The 23,268-nt window shown below is 46.9% G+C and carries 17 protein-coding genes; 12 read left to right on the forward strand and 5 right to left on the reverse strand.

Annotation, left to right across the window (positions count from 1 at the left end):
• Nucleotides 1-47 precede the first annotated feature (47 nt).
• From FE394_RS17955 to FE394_RS17975, 5 genes are all read right to left on the reverse strand, one after another.
• Nucleotides 48-260 (reverse strand): 4-oxalocrotonate tautomerase family protein, encoded by a 213-nt coding sequence (locus FE394_RS17955; RefSeq protein ID WP_333783472.1) that lies wholly within the window; start codon nt 258-260, stop codon nt 48-50.
• 99 nt (nt 261-359) lie between these two features.
• Nucleotides 360-1,337 (reverse strand): inner membrane protein YhjD, encoded by a 978-nt coding sequence (gene yhjD, locus FE394_RS17960; RefSeq protein ID WP_319927702.1) that lies wholly within the window; start codon nt 1,335-1,337, stop codon nt 360-362.
• Between the two features lie 216 nt (nt 1,338-1,553).
• Nucleotides 1,554-5,975: a hemagglutinin repeat-containing protein gene (locus tag FE394_RS17965; protein WP_319927703.1), complete on the reverse strand. Its 4,422-nt coding sequence runs from the start codon at nt 5,973-5,975 to the stop codon at nt 1,554-1,556.
• A gap of 100 nt (nt 5,976-6,075) precedes the next feature.
• A complete protein-coding gene (locus tag FE394_RS17970; protein WP_319927704.1) occupies nt 6,076-7,746 on the reverse strand; it encodes a ShlB/FhaC/HecB family hemolysin secretion/activation protein in 1,671 nt (556 codons plus the stop codon).
• Nucleotides 7,747-8,373: 627 nt separating this feature from the next.
• Complete coding sequence (locus tag FE394_RS17975; RefSeq protein WP_319927705.1) at nt 8,374-8,892, reverse strand: Hcp family type VI secretion system effector; 519 nt, start codon at nt 8,890-8,892, stop codon at nt 8,374-8,376.
• 939 nt (nt 8,893-9,831) lie between these two features.
• On the opposite strand from FE394_RS17975, the gene tssB reads away from it, so the two are divergent.
• From tssB to vasI, 12 genes are read left to right on the forward strand one after another with little or no spacing between them, the layout of a single operon-like run.
• The gene (tssB, locus tag FE394_RS17980; protein WP_319927706.1) at nt 9,832-10,329 is read left to right on the forward strand and encodes a type VI secretion system contractile sheath small subunit; all 498 of its coding nucleotides are present in this window, start codon (nt 9,832-9,834) and stop codon (nt 10,327-10,329) included.
• 20 nt (nt 10,330-10,349) lie between these two features.
• The gene (gene tssC / locus FE394_RS17985; RefSeq protein ID WP_319927707.1) at nt 10,350-11,828 is read left to right on the forward strand and encodes a type VI secretion system contractile sheath large subunit; all 1,479 of its coding nucleotides are present in this window, start codon (nt 10,350-10,352) and stop codon (nt 11,826-11,828) included.
• Between the two features lie 2 nt (nt 11,829-11,830).
• Complete coding sequence (tssE, locus tag FE394_RS17990) at nt 11,831-12,268, forward strand: type VI secretion system baseplate subunit TssE (RefSeq protein WP_319927708.1); 438 nt, start codon at nt 11,831-11,833, stop codon at nt 12,266-12,268.
• 3 nt (nt 12,269-12,271) lie between these two features.
• On the forward strand, nt 12,272-14,104 hold the full coding sequence (tssF, locus tag FE394_RS17995) for a type VI secretion system baseplate subunit TssF (RefSeq protein ID WP_319927709.1): 1,833 nt from the start codon (nt 12,272-12,274) through the stop codon (nt 14,102-14,104).
• Entirely contained in the window at nt 14,068-15,120 is a 1,053-nt protein-coding gene (tssG, locus tag FE394_RS18000) for a type VI secretion system baseplate subunit TssG (protein WP_319927710.1), read from the forward strand. The genes tssF and tssG overlap by 37 nt, the downstream gene beginning before the upstream one ends.
• Before the next feature lie 5 nt (nt 15,121-15,125).
• Nucleotides 15,126-16,421, forward strand: coding sequence for a type VI secretion system-associated FHA domain protein TagH (tagH, locus tag FE394_RS18005; protein ID WP_319927711.1), 1,296 nt, complete (start codon nt 15,126-15,128; stop codon nt 16,419-16,421).
• Nucleotides 16,405-16,959, forward strand: coding sequence for a type VI secretion system lipoprotein TssJ (gene tssJ, locus FE394_RS18010; protein WP_319927712.1), 555 nt, complete (start codon nt 16,405-16,407; stop codon nt 16,957-16,959). Before tagH ends, tssJ begins: the two co-directional genes overlap by 17 nt.
• A gap of 2 nt (nt 16,960-16,961) precedes the next feature.
• On the forward strand, nt 16,962-18,314 hold the full coding sequence (gene tssK / locus FE394_RS18015) for a type VI secretion system baseplate subunit TssK (RefSeq protein WP_319927713.1): 1,353 nt from the start codon (nt 16,962-16,964) through the stop codon (nt 18,312-18,314).
• Between the two features lie 2 nt (nt 18,315-18,316).
• Complete coding sequence (icmH, locus tag FE394_RS18020; protein WP_319927714.1) at nt 18,317-19,084, forward strand: type IVB secretion system protein IcmH/DotU; 768 nt, start codon at nt 18,317-18,319, stop codon at nt 19,082-19,084.
• A 9-nt stretch (nt 19,085-19,093) separates the two neighbouring features.
• Nucleotides 19,094-21,802 (forward strand): type VI secretion system ATPase TssH, encoded by a 2,709-nt coding sequence (gene tssH, locus FE394_RS18025; RefSeq protein WP_319927715.1) that lies wholly within the window; start codon nt 19,094-19,096, stop codon nt 21,800-21,802.
• The gene (locus FE394_RS18030) at nt 21,802-22,599 is read left to right on the forward strand and encodes a Fis family transcriptional regulator (protein WP_319927716.1); all 798 of its coding nucleotides are present in this window, start codon (nt 21,802-21,804) and stop codon (nt 22,597-22,599) included. Before tssH ends, FE394_RS18030 begins: the two co-directional genes overlap by 1 nt.
• A complete protein-coding gene (vasI, locus tag FE394_RS18035) occupies nt 22,596-23,264 on the forward strand; it encodes a type VI secretion system-associated protein VasI (protein WP_319927717.1) in 669 nt (222 codons plus the stop codon). The genes FE394_RS18030 and vasI overlap by 4 nt, the downstream gene beginning before the upstream one ends.
• Nucleotides 23,265-23,268 lie beyond the last annotated feature (4 nt).

Raw genomic sequence — 23,268 nt, forward strand, 5'->3', positions numbered from 1 at the left:
TGACGGCTTAAACGGAATTCGGGTTTATTAGATATAAAATGATTACCTTACGGCTTTACTTTCGCTGCCGCCCTTAACTCAGTTACGTTCTTCCCTCCAATTCCCCAGTTATCTGTTTCTACTTCATCAATGATCACAAAAGTCGTTGCCGGATTTTTTCCAAGTACGTCTACCAGCAGTTGGGTTGCACCTTCAATCAGTTGTTTTTTCTGCTCAGCGGTGGCGCCTTCGCGGGTAATTTTGATGTTTACAAATGGCATAAAATGATTCCTTTTGGTTTTTTGTGAAATGCTTCTGATGAAGCATCCCCGCTTTGGTGCGGGAGTGTAGGTACAGCAAAAATATTAATATCCAGAGATTTACTCGGGTTTCTTCTCCTCGGCGGTGGCGATCCACGCGGCACAAAACAGTGTCAGGCGGGCGAAGAAATAGAAGAATGCCATCAAGCCAATGACTGAGCCGAAAGCGGCACCAGAGGGAGAGCTGGCAAGGCGTGGTAGCATCATCGTCATGACATATTTGATGATTTCAAATCCAATGGCCGCTATTAAGGTTCCTTTGAACAGCGCTTTTCTTTCAGGCCGATGACGCGGCAAGATCCACAGTATCCACAGGAATAATAAATAATTGGCAGAAATGGAAATGGTCATGCCAATCGATGTCCATGCAGGGCGAAGCCATTCTATGCCTTCCAGACCGAGGGCATGGACGATGGTCGCTTGGGCTGATCCTGCGATGGAGGTCAGCGAAAGGGTCATGACTAACGCAAATAAAAGTCCGAATAAGGAGAAGAAATCGCGAATATATTGGAAGTAGATTTTCTCTTTATCAGCCTGATGTCGTTCCCAAACTTCACGGGACTGAGCGAGGATCGCCTCGCGTAAGTTACCAACCCAATTCACGCCCGAATAAAGTGCGATCGCCAGACCTGTCAATCCCACGGTCGTTCTTTGATTGACGGCCGTATCCACGCTATTTTTCAGCGTATTGGCGAGAGCGGGATCACTGATACTATTGGCGATGCCATTGATTAAACGTGTTAGCAAGTCAGGATTGGATGCCAGCACAAAACCTGCGGTGGCAAAAGAAAGCATGAGGATTGGGATCAGCGACAAGAATGAGAAATAGGTGATTGCAGCACCAAACTGGCTTCCCATCCGGTCATTGAAGCGTTGTGCTGCCCGAATCAAGTGGGCAATAAAAGGAATGCGGCGAATAGCATTGCTAATACGGATCGTTACAAAAAGCGCCCTTTTACTGCTATGCAGCCCTTTCTTTAACGGTGTGCGTTCTTTTCCTGCACGGGTTTGTTCCCTTTTTTCGCGGTCACTTGGCATGAAATCCCCTTAAATCTGGTCGTGCCTAATGTTACTCATTATATGGAGCTATATGGAGTTAAATATGAAGTTAAATAGTGATGAAATTCATTCGCTATATATGTATGAGAAAAAAGAGTAACAGGCAAAATGGAAAAGGCAATAGGGGAAGGGCGGCTAAAAAGTACGGTAGCCGTGAGCTTGACTACCGTACAGAAGATCAATCGTCGATCATGATTAATCTAATTGACGACCCTTAATTTCACTGTGGACAGTTGAAAGCTCCGTGTCGTGACTTTCATTTTTCATAAAAGGCACTTTACCGGAAAAAATGTCTTTTTGTGCAGAGACAACCAGATTTGCGATGGAGTCTGGTACGTTAGCACCCAAGTTTCTGCCTTTGTCGTATCCCGTTACAGATTGTTGATTAATGTGCTGGGTATTCACTGTGACAGGCCCTTGTGCGCTGTCAATTTTTCCACCTGTTAGGTAAGTGTTCCCAGAGATATTCAGATCAACTGCCTGAGTACCGGTCAGCGTTGTTTGCTTACCTACCGCTTCGCGCTCGAGGGTATCGTAATTGCCTTTCAGTTTGCCATTGTAGCCCTTGAACGTAGCGGTCAGTTGATCTTTCAGGCTTGGTGCTTCTTTGGCTTTGGCATTATCGGCGGCAGCGGTTTCAGTTCTGTCGGTAGGAGGGGCCAGTTTAGAAGGATCATCTCCCTTGACGGTTTTGCTGTAACCCAAGCCAGCATCCAGGCCGACATTCAGGCTATGAGTGCTGTCTTTGAGGCTTTCGACATTGAAATTGCCGCCAACGTTACCTGTTACCTGATCCGCAGTCACATTAGCGCCTTTGAGCGAAGTATCTCCCGCACTGGTCAATACGACATTGCCGCCGGAAACCTGTGTGTTACGGTGAGTGGTTTGATCCAGTTGGTTGACTCCGAATTTCAATTCACCGCCAATGTTATATTTGCTGTCGATGATTTTGTTAGCCGGATCGTCTGTTGCCGCTGTTGCCGTGTTGCCACCTGCGCTATTGCCCCCTTCATTTTTGCGGACTGCGGAAGACATGCCGCCTTTAGCTTTAGCACCGACATTCCAACCATTGGCATTGGCTGTATCTTGGGCCGAAGTCAGGTCGATTTTTCCACGCTGTGCGGTTAAATCGACTTGTTTGCCTGAAACATTTGCGCCCTGTAAGGCCAGATTATTGCCCGCATCCAGATTGACACCCTGTCCACCTTTGATGGTACTGGTTTGAGCGGTAGTTTTGTTCTGGTTGTCGGTGTTATAACCGCCTCCCAAGCTGCCGCTGAAATTCTTGCCATCAGGATTGGTTCCCACGGTCAGGGAAATGTCCCCATTGTAGCCGCTGTTTTTTTGCTCGTTGCGGTTGGTGGCTTGATTGAACTGGATATTTCCACCAGCACCAACGTCGGCTGAACCCTTGCCCGCATCCATTGATGTGCCTTGGTAGCGTGCATCTCTGGTCACTTGGATATTAATACCGTTTTTGGCATTGATGTCGCTGGTAACGGCGTTAGTATTGCTATCGGATGTTTCTTTATAGCTGCCACTGCCTTTGCCGTTGACGGAAATATCAGCGCCTGTTGTAGTGTAAACACGCAAGCTGGCATTACCTGTGGTGTCAGAAGTCCGGTTGTTCTGGTGATTGAAAGCGGCCTCACTGGTATGGCTGCCGGCGGTCAACGATACACTGCCTTTATTGGCTTTATATTGCGTACCTTGATCGTAGACGTCACCATTCGTTGTTACCTTGATATCGCCGGCTTTAATGGTAGTCACCACCGCATTGGATTGATGGTTATTGGTGTAATGGCTATTGCCATTCATTGCCAGTTCAATACCCGCATTAGGCAGGCCCGTTTTTGTGATGGCGGTATCCAGTTTCTTATCTGTGGCAGCTTGGACCGTTTTTTCCACTGGACGGGTTGTTGCACTGTAATCAACTGTACCACCGATTTCACCGCCTACCTGTAATTGATTGGTCGACTTGGATTCTGTGTTGGCAGTTGCCACATTCTTAATGCTGGCAGCATTGGCCTGATAGCTGCCCTGTACTTGGTGATCAGTACCTTGTTGCTTCAATTCTCCCGTTGCATTCAGTTCAAGGTCGCCATTGACTTGGGTTTTCGCCACGCTTGCCGTTGTCTGGTTCTGGGATTGACTATTGCTGTTATAGACACCTTCAACACCGCTGCCGAATTTGTCCATGCCGCCGGTGAAAAACACGCCGCTGTTCAGTTTTTCTTGTGAAGTTAATGTTGATGTGCTGTTTTCTCCTGCCAGCAAAGCGAAGTTATCCCCGGAGATTTTCGCATCACCCTGCGTTGTCACCAGAGTGGAGCCTGCAACAGTCACATTTTTACCTGCATTTACCGTGAGCTTGCCACCATTCAATTCAGATGATTGTTGCTTTGTACTTTCGTTTTTCTGTTTATCGAGAATATGTTTAAAACCGCCGCCGGCACGGTATTGTTTATCTTTTGTATCTTTCGCATAATACTGCAAGTCAAGGTTGGTTTTTTCCTGTTGGTACTGATTTTTCTCACCATAATTCAGGATATTGATATTGCCTGAAGTATTCAGTTTCAGTTCACCGGCACTTTTCGCCAGACTGCCAATGACGTTGATATCTTCATTGCTGAGTAATTTCAGGTCTGCATCAGAACTCAAATGACTGCCGGAAGATTTTTGCTGCTTGTTCTGTTCCTGATTAGTATTTTTGGTGATATTGAAGATAGTCCCCTTTCTCTCATCCACCTCTTTATAGGTGTGGCTGACGGCGTTATCAATCGTTAATTGCCCATCATTGGCTTCAACATAGGCCCCTTTTTGGGCTTTGACTTTACTGCCTGTAATGGTGATACCATTTACGCTGGTCAACAGTAAATGTCCGCCCGCCGTCACTTCGGAAATATGATGCGTTTCTGATTTATCGTGGTTATCTTTCTTGCTGCCGCCAGCAAAACCGCCCCAATACGTTTTATCCTTGGCGAGAGTTTGGTTATCAACGAGGGATTGGACGGTAATATTGGTTTTCTCACCCGCAGAAACAATCATGTTTTTGCCTGAGTTAAGGTGAGTCCCGGTAATGTCAGCATTTCCGCCCGCCTTGATGCCTAAATCACCGCCTGAGCTCAACTCATTGCTGACGCTTCTCTGAGTGGTATTAACCTTGTTCCAGTGACCGGTCTGCAATGCCGCAGTATGATTCTTTTTATAGCCTTTCTCTACGGTCGTCTCTGACTCGACCAGACTCGCCAGTTTTACATCTTTCCGGGCGGAGACGGATAACTGATTACCGGCGTTGATTTTGCTGCCAAGTATCTCTGCATTGCCTTCACTGGCCGTCAGTTGGACATTTTCACGAGCCTTAATGGTATTGGTTTCTTGCTGAAATTCTTCACTTTCATTGGTGACATCATACTGCCAAGTTATGTTCCATTGATTGTTGGTGCCGTTGTGAAGCTGATGCAGTTGTTGACCATCGAGTTTCAAATTGGCACCGCTCAGTTTGACATTATCCCCATCAATGTCGGTAGCCATGACTTGATTATTTTGTTTGGCGATCAGTGTGATGTTCTTGCCTGTCAATTGAGTACGGGTAACAGATTCACTGATTTGCTTTTTTGCGGTATAAACGCCACTGAAGTAGCCTTGGTCATTATCACTGCCCGTTTTGTCTGATGAAGATTGATTCAGATGTCCCTGAGACAGCACGTTATTACCTTTCAAGGTAATATCTCCACCTGTCAGAGTAGCGGCTTCCAACTTCACATCACCGTAGGATTCAATATCAATGCCGTCATCGGTGGTCATCTTGCCTTGCAGATTGACTCCGCTTCCTTCCGCTGTGTTCAGCAGACGAATGCGTCCGGCCTGCATACTGCCAAGATAATAACTGTCGAGTGCGCTAACGCCCGCTTGTTGTGAATCCAAGATACGGCCATCGGTGGTGATCTTGTTATTACCTGTCGTGATATTGAGCGTTTTCGACGTAACGACCTGACCATTGCTGTTAATTTTTGGCGCAATCAAGTTCAGGACATCATTATGGGACAAGCCATTATTTTTGATATGCAGGGCATTTTGGTTATCAAAGGTGTTGAAACCTTGCAGGTTGCCATTTTCCACCAGCGGATTACCGACAACCAATGAGGCTTGATTGGTATTGATAAAACCACAGCCGTTACAGGTGATGCCGTTGGGGTTTGCCAGCACATAATCGGCGGCGATGCCAAACACTTCCTGTTCTCCGAGCAAGAACGAAGGGTTACGGCTAATAACCTCATTCAAGATCACACTTGCAGCCTGCCCGTTCAGGTTGCTGTTGGCAGATAATTCGCCTGCCAGTTGTGATATCCCGCCCTCCAGAGCGTTATTGAACACCGCTCCCGCTTGATCGACGTTGAAATCCTGATATTGGTTATGCGATAACCCGGATTCGGAAGGTGCAACGATATTTATCACCGTTGCTCCAAGGCCCTCCTGGATAATATCCGGGCTGTGTGCGGCATCGCCTCCAGGGGTAATTCCATTGGCAAAACTGACTGAACAGGTTGCCAGAATAATGGCCATGGAAGCCGCGAGCTTTCCTGTGAGAGATAACTTAAATATTTTACTTTTCATATTATTACCTTTATCTACTTTCTTTATTGCCATGTACAGCGTTCAGGGGATAATCCCCTCAACTGACTGCGGTTAAAAAAACGTCAAATGGATCAAAAAACTAAAAAGTGTAAGAAAAGCGGGTTAACAGTTTCATAGGTTCATCCGTGTTCCTATTTTGGTGAGAAAGGAATTTGCCCCGGCTTACTTCAACATCCGCAAACAGGTGCTGATAACGCAGTGTCAGACCCGCGCTCAATCCGGCACTACTTTTCCAGTCATCCTGACTGCGATAGTCTTTAACTCGGCCGACATCCACACCGGTACGCAGTGAAAGTGAGCCTTTGGCAATGGGTATTGAGTGGGAAAGGGTATTTTTCAAATACCAGCCGTTATCAGCCGACGACGTATTTTTGCTGAATCCTCGCACCGCATTACGGTCGGTCACATTGATCCACTCAACACCCGGTAGCCCACTTCGACTGTACTGAGCATAAAATTGGCTATTAAATTGATAAGGCACATCAAAGAGGGTGAAACGCTGCTGTAGATTTGCCGACAATTTCCCTTTGGTAAATTGTTTATTCAGGTTAGAGGTTGAGGTTTGGTGCCCAAACCACGGCATACCCTGTTCAATACTCATATTGAGGGAGATCAGCCCTGACGGGATGAGCTGTAAATGGTTAATACCCAGTTCGAGAATACTCAATGTCTGGCTACTGACGGTGATTTTGGCGTCCTGAAAATAGTTGTTGTAATTCTTATAAACCAGCTGGGTGTTTAATGTACTAATTTGCGATTGGCTACGATGAAAGACCCAATCGGTACGAACACCTGTTTGCTGTGAATTCCCGTGTATCTTGACTGAGCGATTCTGTAACCATGGATGACCGGTGTACTGGGAATAGCTGTTAAATCCACTGAAAGTCACCGGCCCATACGGGAGCGAATAGAACAGAGTATAAGCGCGATTGTATTGAGTCCCGGGTTTATCAACGGTGCTGCTGCCGTTGAGGCTGACAAAGTCAGATAATCCCAATGGGCTATCAACGCTGGTATTTAGCCGCGTGATCCATTTCCCTGTACTCTTTTGCCCATAATTATCGGTTGTAGTGGTTATTCTCCACGGGGAGGAATGCCGATTATGCAGCCTGATGATAGAACCACCATTGACTGTACCGGGCAGAATATCGAGGGTTACTTTGTTTGATTGCAGACGATTCGCCTGATCTAGCCCTTGATCAAGCTGGTTTAGATTGAGTGGATTATTCGTCAGGTGCGGAAATAGCATCTGGCTATTGACCCGGCGATCTTCTCCTTTTATCGCCTCGACAAAACCTTCAACAACATTGACTCCCAACTCACCATTCGGGTTGGGGGGGATAAATTGTACCCGTGCCGTAATATAGCCTTTGGCAATATAAAGGTTAGTAATTTCTGCTGATAGCTTATTGATGTCGTTGCTGGTGATACAACCCTCGGGCAATGCGCTGAGAGTATTTAACTCACTCAGAGAGAGCAACGTAATGCCTTGAAGATAAACACCGCTGATCGCCAAACATGGCGGAGCTTCTACCAGCTCCGGGGAAACGGTTTGTGGTGAAAGGCTGTCCGTGCGATTAGTGAACCCCTGATGGCGGCGTTCTTCAATTAATTGATCTATTTCCCTTGAACTGTCTTGTAAAGTTCTTCTCGTTTCATCTGTAGGGAAAGTAGAGTTAAGCACGTCAGGTGAGGCGCATACCTGAAGTGAAGTAGACAATAAGATGAAAATTGCAGTCCTTTTAATCATGGGAACACCCAAATGACAATAGTTGATGGGAAATGTATCGTGTTGGGTTAGGTTTAAACTTCCTAGTCTATTAATTAGGCATTAAAGCATAGAAAATATTTTATGTTGCTCTGATTAATGATCAATTTCTGATCTGAACTATCATTTGTAGTTATAAATTTACTTTAGTTATTTATGATAATTCATTTTAGTTATGTATTAATGCGTTATGAGGAGTTAAGTGAAATCCAATTTGGGTTTAGTCAAGATTTAAGCAGGGTAATGAGAAGGCATTGAAACTCTGGATTTATTTTGTATTTTTTATTTAAAAGTTTTACTTATGTCATTTTAATGGAAGGATTTGGAGGGAAGGTAAATAAAACACAAGATAAGGAGTTTTTTCGAATCAGATGGTTTCTTATTCGTTAATCACAGATGCAATTATGTATTTATCCATCTTTATTCATTGTGAAAATAATTACTATATAAAAATCTGGCATTGAGAAAAAATCGGAAAAACAAATATAAAAGAGAAAAGCAGGAATTAAAGTAAATTGGCGGGGGTTTTAAGATATATCCTATTGATTCAGCCAATGAATAATATTCATTGGCTGAAGGATTATTACTTAATATTTAATGAATAAGATATTAAGCAACAATTGGCGCACGCCAGTCGTCAGCACCAGAAGTACCAGCAGTAGTGTGTTCCCACTCAATCTTACGGTAAGACAGAGAAACACGAACTAACTGAGTAAATTCAGATTTTGCTGGATCTTGGCAGTGTGGCATTTTGCAGTCGATATCAACGATAGTTGCATCTACCAGTTTAGTAGAGAAGAAATGCTCTTGTTTACCTTCGATAGAAGTACGGTACCATTTCAGTTCTACGGTAGGCAGCATTTCGCCAGAAGCCAATGCGTTGTAAAGCAGAGGAACTGCTTTATTCAATGCAACGGTAAAGCGGAATGGCTTATGCGCACGCTGGCCAGAAGGCTGTCCTGACTGTGGGTCAGTTGGAACAGTAACAATGTGGTCAAATTCTTGAACCAGCATTTCGTCTTCGTGACCCTGAACAAAGATATTACCTACGGATTCAGCAGTGAATGCGCCAGCAGTAATATGACCTTGAGTTTTTCCGTTGATGGAAATATAACATGGAGTTGGCATATGAATATCCTATAAAATTTTACCAATATAAGTGTAAGTGTTCATTCCTTGCGTGATGATTCCATTCATCAATCAAATGAAATTCTCGCTTGCCAAACACTCGGAGCGAATAATAAAGCTGAAATTGTCTAATGCAAAGTCATTTGAAAAATGCAACAGGCACTCTAATTCAATGACAAATAAAAATTTTATAATCATTGCTGATGTAACATTTATGGCTGAGTGTTTATAAAAAATAAGCTTGTTTAACTGGTTTAAAAATAACCGGTTATTTTCTCATGAGTTTAACCAGTTGAAAATTAAGTGTTTTTTATTTTGTTATTAAATGTTTTTTATGATCATCCCAAAAGTGTTAACTAGATCAAAAAATTGAAATAATTCGGATTGTAATGGGATATAATTAATCCAAATAAAATAAAAAATGATATTGACCATAATGATTATCCACGATCATCAGGTTATATTTTATTCGATGAAAGATGAAAAATATTCTCTCTAATAAAACTTACAGGTAATCGCCCCACACGTTCTTACAAAGAGTAAAACCAAACTTTTCTCTATTTTTGCAGAAAAAAATGTTTATAACTTGCTATAGGTTGATATTAATAGATTAAAAGCTTAAATAGAGGGGTTTATCAATTTGTGTTTCGGCTTTACATCAAAAAAATAAAGTGTCAAACTCGAACTTGACGGTTTTTAATATCGATGTTATTTCCACAACTGGTTCACAGTTGAATAGGATATATCTGAATATTTAACTATATAAATTGATATAAGTTGATATAAATATATTCGTGCCCACAAATACGGGTGTCTTCTTTTAGCCTATTTTTTGGGGAGATCTGCTGTATTTGTCATATGGGTAAACATTGGAATCATTCTCTCACCAATAATGGGTTGTTAGACAGTTCATGGTTGTATTAGCCAAAGGATTCAAATATGAGTAAGAATAGTCCAGGTAGCGTAGCTCCGAAAGAAAGAATTAATATTAAGTATGTTCCTAATACCGGTGACCAGACCGCAGAAGTTGAATTACCTCTGAATCTTCTCGTTGTTGGTGACCTGAAAGGAAAGACAGAAGATACGCCAATTGAAGAGCGGCAAACAGTTTCTGTCAATAAGAACAACTTTAATGCCGTAATGAATGAAGCAAACATCAATCTGACTTTTAACGTTCCTAATCGCCTCGATGAAAAAAGCGAAGAAGACATGCCAGTGAATCTGGAAATAAAATCACTGAGTGATTTTTCACCAGATAATGTCGCGAAGAAAGTCCCTGAATTAAATAAACTTCTCGAACTTCGTGAGGCATTAGTTGCATTAAAAGGTCCATTGGGAAATATCCCGGCATTTCGTTCTCGCTTGCAGTCACTGCTGGATGATGAATCTGTTCGTGAGCAACTCCTGAAAGAACTCGAAATCGTCAATAAAAAATAACTGGTTAAAGGAATTTTTAAATGGCTCAGCACGAAGAAAACAGCACAGCTATTGCTTCTGGCGCAACGACCTCCCTGCTTGATGAGATTATGTCTCAAGCGAGAATGACTCCGGAAAATGACGGCTACTACATCGCTAAGCAAGGCGTTGCCGCATTTATCGGTAGCATTCTGGATACTGGCTCTAACGAAGAACCTATCAACAAACTGCTGGTTGATAAAATGATCGTTGAGTTGGATAAAAAGCTGAGTGAGCAGATGGATGAAATTCTGCACGCTAAGCAATTCCAGGAACTGGAATCTTCCTGGCGTTCACTAAAAATTCTGGTGGATCGCACTGATTTCCGTGAAAACATCAAAATCAACATCATTCATGCCACTAAAGATGAGCTGCTGGAAGATTTTGAATTCTCGCCTGAAATTATTCAGTCCGGTTTCTACAAGCACGTTTACTCCACAGGTTACGGCCAGTTCGGTGGTGAACCTGTTGCTGCCGTCATCGGTAACTATGCATTCAATAATTCAACACCTGACATTAAGCTGATGCAGTACGTCAGTGCAGTAGGCGCAATGGCTCACTCGCCATTCCTGTCTTCTGTTTCACCTGAATTCTTTGGTGTTAACAAATTTACCGATCTGCCCGCTATCAAAGATCTGAAGTCTGTCTTCGAAGGCCCTTCACATACTAAATGGCGTGCGCTGCGCGAATCTGAAGATTCACGTTACTTAGGCCTGACAGCACCACGTTTCTTGCTGCGTCTGCCTTATTCCAACGTTGAAAACCCAATCAAAAACTTCAACTATCAGGAAAATGTCAGCCGTGACCACGAACATTTCCTGTGGGGCAACACTGCATACTTACTGGCAAGCTGCCTGACTGACAGCTTCGCTAAATATCGCTGGTGTCCGAACATCATCGGTCCACAGAGCGGTGGTGCTGTGAGCGATCTGCCTGTTCACCTGTACGAAGCAATGGGTCAGGTTCAGGCGAAGATCCCGACTGAAGTTCTGATCACTGACCGTCGTGAATTTGAACTGGCAGAAGAAGGTTTCATCACCCTGACCATGCGTAAGGGTAGCGATAACGCCGCATTCTTCTCTGCAAACTCGGTTCAGAAGCCAAAAGTTTTCCCGAATACCCGTGAAGGCAAAAATGCAGAAACCAACTACAAGTTGGGTACGCAGCTTCCGTACATGTTCATCATCAACCGTCTGGCTCACTACATCAAAGTGTTGCAGCGTGAACAGATCGGTTCTTGGAAAGAGCGCCAGGATCTGGAGCGTGAACTGAACATGTGGCTGAAACAGTACATTGCTGATCAGGAAAACCCGCCAACTGACGTTCGTAGCCGTCGTCCTCTGCGCGCTGCTGAAATCAAGGTTCTGGATGTTGAAGGCGATCCAGGCTGGTATCAGGTTGCGTTGCAGGTTCGCCCGCACTTCAAATACATGGGTGCAAGCTTCGAACTGTCTCTGGTTGGACGTTTGGATAAGGAATAATTATGGCTGCGCTGTACAGTTGGAACAGAGGCAGCTCTGCCAGTCTGTTCGAGCGCATTCAAGGGAAGAGCTCCGGCTCTTCCCGTCAGTCAAGGATGCGTTCACTGCTTGATTCTATCAGGAAGCATTTGAATGAAGTTCTGAACTCCCGTCCCGGTGCCTGTCAGAGTGCCGTTGATTTGGGTGTCATTGATCTTAATGACGCGACTGCGACATCGGTGGATTTCAAGCAAAGTATCGAATGGGCGATTGAAGAGTGCATCAGAAATTATGAGCCCAGAATATCAGCGGTTTCTGTCAGCGCTACCAATGATGACTCAGATCCGTTGCTGTTGAGCTTTCATATCAGCGCTGAAATTTCTCTGGATGATATCAACGACCTTGTGGAATTCAGCATCCAGTTGGATAACAACCGGCGCTATTGCTTGGAGCGAACTTAATAAATGTCATTTGAAAAATATTTCAGGGATGAGCTGAACTATCTGCGACAACTGGGAAAAGAAGCCGCAGTTGAGCGTCCTCATCTTGCCGCATTTCTGTCAGAACAAGGTTCTGACCCCGACGTTGAGCGATTGCTTGAAGGGTTTGCATTCCTGACAGGCAATCTGCGGGCAAAAATTGATGATCAATTCCCTGAATTGACTCATGGCCTGCTCAATATGCTTTGGCCGAATTATCTGCGCCCAACCCCAAGCATGACCATCATCGAGTATACCCCTGATGAGAGCGTGGTGACGAAAGCGACACAGGTCAAGCGTGGCACCCAGATTATGAGCCACACGCTGTCAACTCAAGATGATATTTATTCGAATGAAAAGTCGGGCGGGAAAAAAGCCGATCATGGTCGTTGTACTTTCACGCTTTGCCGCGATGTTTGGCTGTTTCCGCTGTCTATCCGTGATATTACCGTTAACAACAGTAATGAAAACGGGGTCATCGGCCTGAATTTTGCGTCTAAAACCGAGCTGAACCTGCATGAACTGGAACTGGACAAGCTGCGCTTTTATCTGAGTGGTGATAACTATACTACGTCTCAGCTCTATTTCTGGCTCTGCTATTACTTCAGAAAAGCGGAATTGGTGGTGGGCGATACGGTAATCCCTCTGCCGAATTTTGACTTTGTGCCCGTGGGATTTGAGCGGGAAGATGCGCTGTTGCCTTACCCGAAAAACGCCTATATGGGTTATCGCATTTTGCAGGAATATTTCTGCTTTGCGGAAAGCTTCCAGTTTTTTGATGTAAAAGGCATTCCGAAACTGCCTGAAGATCTCAAGACGAAAGATTTCAAACTGAATTTACATTTTTCTCAGGCACTGCCGCCAGAAGTGAAGATCCGTCATGATACTTTCCGTCTGCACTGCACACCGGCAATCAACCTGTTCCCAATGGACAGTGAAGCGATTGAACTCAATGGCAGCCAGACTGAATATCCACTGAAAGCCAGTTACAGTTTCCCGGATAACTACGATATTTTCTCCATTGATGGCGTAGAAAGCTGGTTGACCGGCGAAAATGGTGAACGTAGCCGCGCGCGTATTGGCGAGCGGGTTTATACCCCGTTTGAGAGTTTCAATCACCAGATTGATAACGAAGACGAACGTTCAATGCGTTACTACCGCCTTCGTGTGGCAGAATCGCCTTTTCGCAGAGGATTGGAACATTTCATCTCATTTGTGCGGGGAGATGAGTCAGAGTTGATCAGACTCAAACTGAAAGAGAATGTCTCTATCAGCTTGACCTGTACTAACCGCGAATTACCGTTAGAGCTGCGTGTCGGCGACATTAATTATCCTTCTATCGGCAGTCCGTCATTTGCGACATTCCGCAATATCACACGGCCGTCAGTGCCTCTCTATCCGCTGCTGGATGGCGGTTTGCACTGGTCACTGCTGTCAAACATGTCGCTGAACTACATGTCATTGCTGGATAAGGACGCACTGAAACAGGTACTGCGTACTTACGATTTCCCAAGTATCCACAACCGACAGTCTAAACGCTCATCGCAGAAACGGCTTGATGCCATTGAAAAGATTGAAACAGAACCGACGGATCGTCTGTTCCGTGGACAGCCTGTGCGTGGATTGCGCTCAACGCTGTATATCCGGCAGCAGGCATTCAGCTCAGAAGGTGAGCTTTATCTGTTCAGTACGATTCTGTCACGGTTTTTCTCACTGTATGCCAGCGTCAATGCTTTTCATATGTTGAAGGTAATCAATCTAGATAATCAGGAATGTTATGAATGGCCGGTACAGATAGGTCAACACTCGTTGATGTAATCACTGAGCAGGACCCTGCCACACCGTTGGCATTGGACATCTCACAATACAACTTTTACCAGTTGGTTGAGTTACTTAATCAGCTTGCGGTAGCGTGGGAGAAAACCGGAGAGACAGATCGTCCCGATCTGGAGTCTGTTCGTTTCCGATCCAGTGCCAGTCTGGCATTTCCGACTCGTGACGTCATCTCACTCGCGCAGTCCAAGAAAGGATACTTTGAACTGGAAGTTTCCTTTATGGGCTTGCACGGCAGCCAGTCTCCGATGCCAGGTTACTATCTGGATTCACTGGCATGGGAAGATGCTCAGGGAGAAAACCGCCTGACGGATTTTCTCAACCTTTTCAACCATCGCTTAATTACGCTCCTGCATCAGATCTGGCGGAAATACCGCTATTACATCTGCTTCAAGAAGGGTGGGGAAGATAACTTTTCCCAACGCATGTTCTCTCTCGTCGGGTTGGGCAGTGATGTCAACCGCCGGATGCTGAACATTAACCACAGCAAAATGCTGGCATATGCCGGCTTGCTGGCAAGCCCCGGTCGTTCACCAGAAGTCATATGCAGCCTCGTTTCCCACTGTTTTGATTTGCAGGATGTCACGTTGCACGGCTGGCAATTCAGAAAAGTGACGATCCCAATGGATCAGCAGAATCGTCTGGGGGGCACCAATAAAGGACAGAAAATCGGTGATACCGAGCTATCCGTATTGGGGCAAAACTTCACCATCGGTTCATGGGTCGGGGATTACAGCGGAAAATTCCTGCTCAGCATCAATGACTTGACCCGTGATCGATTCCTGTCATTCCTGCCTGATGGAAAGAACTACCTTCCTTTGGTGATGTTCATTTCTTTCGTCATGCGCAGCCAGTTCGCTTGGGAACTGCGTCTTGGTCTGGCTGAAAATCAGGTCAGCGGCATGGTATTGGGGGCGAAGCAAAATAACCATCTGGGGTGGACCAGTTTTCTCGGCGAACCGGAAAAGAAACCCTTTGTCACAATTTCAGTTATGGAATAACGACTATGGAAAAACATCAACCAACCCTTTCATTGCGGGTTCTGAACAGTGAACAGCTGGAAAGTGGTAAAGCCGCCAGTTACCAGTTTTCGACACAGGGCGGTACGGTCGGTAGCAGTGAAAGCCACCTTTGGTCTGTGCAGGATCAGCAGGGCAATATTCACCCATCACAATTCGCCATTAAGTGGCACGATGGGGCATTTTGCCTGCAAGTTCTTGCTGATCCCGTTCAAATCAACAATGCAACTTTGACGCCTCAGTCGAGTTTGATTCGTTTGCAGCAAGGCGACCAAATTAAAGTAGGCAGTTTATCAATCAAGATCCACATCAGTTTTTCTGACACTGATCGCGTTGATCCTTCGACTGTCTCGCCTGAATCTTTGGTTTCCAGTTACAGAAATCCGCTGGATGCCATGATGGAAGGTGCTCCGGTACAAAAATCCGTGTTTGCTCACGATGAAAGTATTGCTCCGACGGTGATGCACCGTTTCAGTGATGACCCTCTCAGAGTACTTGACAGTGAGAGCCTGACTACATTGAAACCGCAGGTTGAGGCTGATGACACGGAACAGCTTCTGCCGCCGGATCATTACCAATCACCTCCATTTGCTAACCCTATTTCTGATAACCGAGGCAGTGTTATGGATCAGGAGTTCCTTGATTTACCGGATATCGCTTCCGATCGTCAGTACGAAGATATGGATGTTGATCATGTTGCCATTACTCCTCTTATGCGTGGTCTGAAAGCCCGGTTGCCTTTGCATGACAGCCAGCAGGCGAATGATTTTCTGCAAGAGATGGGCAAAACCATGAAAGCCGCCATTGAAGGGCTATTGGCTCTTCAGCGCGAACAGCACGGGCTGCGTGATAAACAACTTCGCCCTATCGAAGATAACCCGCTGCGCCTGAACATGGATTATGACACGACCATGCAGGTGATGTTTTCAGATCAGAAAAGCCCGGTTCACTTGTCGGCACCGGCAGCGGTAGCGGAGAGTCTGCAAAACCTGCAACTGCATTATCAGGCCAACCGCACGGCTATTTCTGCCGCGCTGGACACCATGCTGGAAGCCTTTTCTCCGGATCAACTGCTGCGCCGGTTCTCACATTATCGCCGCAGTAACGAAACCAGAGACAAAGATGCCTCGTGGGCATGGGAAATGTACACCAACTATTACCGCGAATTAGCTTCCAGCCGCCAGCAAGGGTTCGAAAAGCTGTTCCGCGAGGTGTATGAGCAGGCTTATGACCGTGCATTACGTCAGGGCTTGGAGGAATCCGGCAATGATACATTCCGCTAGTCGCCGTATATGGGCTGTAGGGATTTTATTGCTGTCAGTAATGTTGTTGAACGGCTGTAGCAGTGCATGGAACGCAACCAAAAAAGTGGGGCAGGTCATCTGGGACCCTTCTACACCAGTAGGGAAACCTGATGATCAACCCTCTGTTGCCAACATTACATTGCTGGCCGAACCCAACATTAACCCCAATGAAAGTGGTGAAGCGGCCCCTGTTGAAATGAATCTGGTTTACCTCAGTGAAGACTCACGTTTTCTGGCTGCCGATTACGACCAGCTTGAAAGCGACAAAATCGAAAAGACACTGGGGAAAAACTATATCGATCATCAGGACTACACCTTATTGCCGGGGCAATACAAGCCTCTGGAAATAATCGCATTGGAAAAAAAGAACCGTTACATCGGTGTCATCGTTCACTATGCAGATGCAAATCAGTCTGAATGGAAAAAGATCATCCGAGTAAAAGACATCGGCCGCCATTACCACATCTTGGTGCATGTCAGAAATAACGACGTCGAACTTAGGAAAGAGGAGGAGTAATCATGCCGGGTAAAAATCGGGTGATTTGGCACGAAGGATTATTCATCAAGCCCCAACATTTTCAGCAACAACAAAAACACATTGATTATCTGGCACATAGTCTGGTTTCTGTGTTGACACCTTATGCTCACGGTTTCAGCTCCCTGAGCATCAATGATGACTTGCTCAAACTGGGACGCATCGGGATCACCGAAGCCAGTGGCATTATGTCGGATGGCACTATCTTTTCTGCGCCAAGTCAGGATTTGCTGCCAAAACCGCTGGATATCGAAAACATCAACGATCTGAAAAGTAAAGATATCTATCTGGCGTTACCCATGTCCAGCGATACCATCCGGGAAATTGCTGATCGGGATGCGGAAATTCAGAGCGCCGTGCGTTATCGTGAGCTGCCGACTGATGTCCGTGACCTGCATACCAAAGGTGGTGACTCCTTCGCCCTTAACCTTGCCCAGTTGACGCCAGTCCTGATGCAAGGTTCTGAGGACATGAGCGCTTACACGGCGATTCCGCTGTGCCGCATCAAAGAAAAGCAAAAAGATGGCACCATCGTTCTGGATAACGAATTCATTCCGACATGTTTGTCTATCTTTGTGGCCGATAAACTCAAACGTTTCATGGTGGAAATTGACGGCCTGCTGACAGAACGTTCAAGAACACTGGCCAAACGTATCGGTTCACCGGGTCAGCAAGGGGTTGCGGATGTGGCTGAATTTATGATGCTGCAATTGCTGAACCGCGTTCAGCCGTTATACAACCATTATGCAAAACAGACCGTTCTGCATCCTTTGTATCTCTATACCGAGCTGCTCCAGACTTGTGGTGAGCTGAGAACGTTCACCGATGCCAGCCGTCTGCCGGGAAATGTACTGGCATACGATCACAATAACCTGACAGACACCTTCCAGGATGCGATGCATGCAATCCGTGATGCGCTGAACGTTGTTCTGACGCCGCGTGCAACCTCTATCGCCCTGAAACAGAATGAAGGCGGCATCCGGGTGGCAACGCTCCACGACAACGATCTGCTGCGCAAAGCTGAATTCGTACTGGCAATCAGCGCCAGCACACCGCAGGAACAATTGCGTCGTCAATTCGTCCAGCAAACCAAAGTCACTTCGATGGAAAAAATTCGCGATCTGGTCAGCGTTCAGTTGCCGGGTGTGCCATTGATTGCACTGTCCGCAGCACCTCGCCAGTTGCCGTATCACTCCGGATATACCTATTTCCGTCTGGATCAGAAGAGTCCGGCATGGAAAGAGATCCAGCAGGGGAATTCCATCGCATTCCACGTATCAGGGGATTTCCCTGACTTAGATATGCAGCTCTGGGCTATCAGGGGCGGTAAGGAATAATCATGAGTGATATCAATGTTGACAGTCTGTCACTGGAAAAGTCTGAAACGTTGAAGACGTTTCAGCGCCAGTATCAGCTACCGTTGCGTGGTGAAAGCCTCAACTCGATGATCGATGCTGCCACCCCTTTGCTGGGGATGGTTTTGCGTTTGCAGGACATGAATGATCAGGCGCTGCCGGACAAGCTTTACCAGCAGGTTGTCACTGACATTCGGGCCATTGAACAGTTTTTGCAGACCAAAGGTTATGAACCCGGCGCGATTGTTTCATTTCGTTACGTACTGTGCACCTTCATTGATGAAACTGCGTTGGGGCACGGCTGGAACAGTCAGAATGGCTGGTTGAAACAATCACTGTTGGTTCACTTCCACAACGAAACCTGGGGGGGTGAGAAAGTCTTCGTACTGCTCGAACGCTTAATGGGAGAGGCTCAACGCTATCAGCACCTGCTGGAGTTCATTTATCTCTGCCTCTGTCTGGGATATCGCGGACGTTACAAAGTCAGCACCCAGAAAAGCGATGACTTCGACCGCCTGTTCCGTCGCTTGCAGCAACAGCTTCACTCCTTGCGCGGAGATGCTCCGCCGACCACGCTGTATGTCAATATCAACGAGAGTGATGCGCGTTATCGCTTGAGCAGACGCTGGACTATCAAGCACCTGTTTTGTATCAGTGCGGGTTTGCTGGTGGCCATTTACAGTTTCTATGCCATCCGCCTCGGTGATCAGACACAAGACATATTAAAGCAGCTAAGTAACTTATTGAGATAGGACGTCGCCATGATTCAGATTGATCTGCCCACTCTTGTAAATCGTTTAAACCCGATGACCCGCCATGCACTGGAAGCGGCGGCAGCATCTTGCGTCAGTCAGCAACAACCCGAAATCACGGTTGCACAACTACTTCTCCACATGATCGACACTCCACTCAGTGATGTGCGCCTGATCCTAAATAAAGTAGACATTGATAAAGATCTGCTGAAAGAACAACTCGATCAGATGATGACTCATCATCAATCGATTGTGCAGAATTACCCGAATTTCTCCCCGATGCTGGTGGAGTGGTTGCAGGACAGCTGGCTGTTGGCCTCGACAGAGATGCAGCACTCAGAACTGCGCAGCGGCGTTATGCTGATTGCGTTATTGTTCAGCCCGATGCGTTATCTGGCTCCGCAAACAGCGCGTTTGCTGGCGGGCATTAACCGCGAGTTGCTGCGCCAGAACTTTGCTGAATGGACCAATGGTTCTGCCGAGCAGCCTTTTACTGCCAGCGATAAAGATGGGCAAGGGGGTTATCCGGTAAATGGACATCCGGCGAACAACGACAGCCTGCTGGTCCGTTTTACCCAGAACATGACTGAGCAGGCTCGTCAGGGCAAACTTGATCCCGTTCTGTGCCGTGATAACGAAATCGATCTGATGATCGACATTCTTTGCCGCCGTCGCAAAAACAACCCTATCGTGGTGGGGGAAGCGGGTGTGGGTAAAAGTGCCCTGATTGAAGGTCTGGCACTGCGCATCATTAACGATCGCGTACCGGATAAATTGCGCAACAGTGAATTGATGACACTGGATCTGGGCGCATTACAGGCAGGTGCAGCGGTTAAAGGTGAATTTGAGAAACGTTTCAAAGGCATCATGGCTGAAATCAGCCAGTCGCCCCAACCCATCATCCTGTTTATTGATGAAGCCCATACGCTGATTGGCGCGGGCAACCAAGCGGGTGGCCTGGACATCTCCAACCTGCTGAAACCTGCATTGGCGCGTGGTGAACTGAAAACCATCGCGGCAACTACATGGAGCGAATACAAAAAGTATTTCGAAAAAGACGCCGCTCTGTCCCGTCGTTTCCAACTGGTGAAAGTCTCCGAACCAACAGCGGATGAAGCAACGGTCATCATGCGTGGCCTGCGTGCCATTTATGAGCAGGCACACGGCGTACTGATCGATGATGAAGCGCTGAAATCCTCTGCGGTACTGAGTGACCGTTATCTTTCCGGTCGTCAGCTGCCGGATAAAGCCATTGATGTGCTGGATACGGCTTGCGCCCGCGTTGCCATTAACCTGACATCGCCACCCCGCCAAATCTCCTCGCTGACGACCGAACTGCACCAGATGCAAATGGAAATCGACGTGCTGGAGAGAGAGCAACGCATGGGATTGAACGTCCATGCTGAGCGGTTGGAAGAGCTGAAAAACCAGCAGACAGAAGTTCAGGAACAACTTGTTGAACTGGAAATTAGCTGGAAACAGCAGCAGGAATTGGTAACGCAGATCATCGGATTGCGCAGTCAATTACTGTCTGACGATGCGCCGGCTGAGCTGGTCGCTGACAATACCAGCGAAAATGCGGAAGAAAATGAAGCGGTTGAGCCAGCCGAAACTGTTGCTGAAATCGCTGTTAATGATGAAAAATCTGCAATCGAAAAACTGGCGGCGCTTAACGCACAGTTGGCAGAACTACAGCAGAAACAAATGCTGGTTTCCCCCCATGTGGACAAAACCCAGATTGCTGCGGTGATTGCCGAGTGGACCGGCGTACCGTTGAACCGCCTGTCACAGAGTGAACTGTCCATCGTGACTGAACTGCCTGTTCATCTGGGACAAAGCATCAAAGGGCAGGACATTGCGATCCAGAGCCTGCACAAACACCTGCTGACCGCCCGCGCAGACTTACGTCGTCCGGGTCGTCCTTTAGGGGCATTCCTGCTGGTGGGGCCGAGTGGTGTCGGTAAAACCGAAACCGTCCTGCAAATTGCGGAACTGATGTTTGGTGGCCGTCAGTACCTGACCACTATCAACATGTCCGAGTTTCAGGAGAAACACACTGTCTCCCGCCTGATTGGTTCTCCTCCGGGCTATGTGGGTTACGGTGAAGGTGGTGTGCTGACCGAAGCTATCCGCCAGAAACCGTATTCCGTTGTTTTACTGGATGAAGTGGAAAAAGCCCACCCTGACGTCCTGAACCTGTTCTATCAGGCTTTCGACAAAGGGGAACTGGCAGACGGAGAAGGGCGCATCATCGACTGTAAAAACATCGTGTTCTTCCTGACCTCGAATCTGGGTTATCAAACCATCGTCGATCATGCCGAGCATCCTTTGCAGATCAACGATGAGCTTTATCCGGAACTGGCCGCGTTCTTCAAACCCGCGCTGTTGGCACGTATGGAAGTGATCCCTTATCTGCCGCTGGGTCATGAAACACTGAAAACCATCATCCAGAGCAAACTGGCCCGACTGGATACGCTGCTGACCCAACGCTTCAACGCCGAAGTCACCATCAGCGATGAAGTCTCAGAAGAGATCCTGCAACGCGCTACCCGTGCGGAAAATGGTGCCCGTATGCTGGAATCCATTATTGATGGCGCACTGTTGCCGCCAGTTTCATTACTGCTGTTGCAGAAAATGGCGGCGGGGACACCCATCAGTGCGATTCGCTTAACCGTGGCAGAACACGAGTTCCGGGCAGAGGTTGAGGAGGCGGAATAATGAAACAGCGGCTGAAAAGCGCGTTAGCGTTATTGGAAGATGACACTATAGAACAACTGGTTGATCACTTTTTGCTGGTCAGCCAAAGCTCGCGTTTTGATGCCCTGTTGGTTTTCCTGCTTAACATCACTGAAAACAGGCTGGAATGCTACAACCTGCCGGAACCTCAGCAAGCCAACTCACGTCGGCTGCATGTGGACATTGGTGACGTCAATAACCCACTGATACAAGTCTTGCGCAAGGGGACCCCGACCGTCTGGGATTCCCTTAATCACGGGGCAAGAATTGACGATCCCTATTTCCGCACATTTATTGCGGAGCTACCGCATAACTGCGGACTGTACGGCATTCCCCTGTTTGACTGCAACGGGCAGGCCTGCGGCGTGATCGCCATTTTTGCCGACAATGTCCACCATTTCACTAACAATGAAAACATGTTCGGCATTTATTGCCATGTCATGCAGCATCGCCTGAAAAAGTTGCAGGAACTCGAACAACTGCGCGGGCAGTTACGCCAAATCCGTCAGGTATTTCAGGTTCAACGCCAGAAAGAAAAACAACTGGATGAACTGCTGGCTTCCCTGAGTGAATCGAAAAACCCAGCGGCGATTAGCAGTATCTCCGTGGATTACAGTCATATCGATAATCTGCCAAAGGCCATAGAAGAATTTGAAAGTGCCGTGTTGGTTCAACGTCAGCGTCAATTTGGCAACGACACCAGATTGATTGCGCAAAGTCTGGGCGTTGCCCAGCGGACGTTGGTTTACAAACTGGCTAAATACGGGTGTAGATTATGAATATTGTTTTAATTATCAGTTCATTGCTCGCGTCATTGGCAGGGAATCCCAAGCTTGCAGAGGTTATGGAGCCGACGGAAGCCGTCGCGGTAAAGGAAGAACAAAATTTAGATGAACTACAAAAATGTCGCTTTGAGCCGTCTCCCCTTATCCGGCTGGCGTGTTATGACGGCGCATTGAATAACCTCAGGTTCAAAACGGTAAAAATCTCAATCGAGAACATGGGAGCTTCATGGCGGAAGGCGATGGAACAGGAAATGAAACGCACTGATTACTCTACCGGCTTCATTGTGACACAGGGTGATAATGGTGCAGCACCGATTATCCTGACCACACCCGCGATAGGCGTTCCTCCTCCTCGTCCCGTATTAATGCTGAGTTGCATTGACAGTATCACCCGTTTGCAGGTGGCACTGCCTAAAGTCGTGGAATCAGGGGCTGTCACTGTAGCAACGGACCGAACCCAGTACCGTACCGAATGGTTCGTGCGGGAAAACGGTTATGTATGGGAATCCAGTCGCGGCTTACCGGGCATTGATGAAATCAAGCGCCTGATGAACAGTGACCGGGTGACCATTACGGGCAGCGATGGCAGGCAGGTAACCTTTAACATTTCTCAGTTGGAGCAGGCAGCGAAGCCATTGCGAGCTGCTTGCCGTTGGTAATCGA

Origin of the sequence: Xenorhabdus littoralis (genome assembly GCF_033949345.1) — a bacterium.
Taxonomy (GTDB): Bacteria; Pseudomonadota; Gammaproteobacteria; order Enterobacterales; family Enterobacteriaceae; genus Xenorhabdus; species Xenorhabdus littoralis.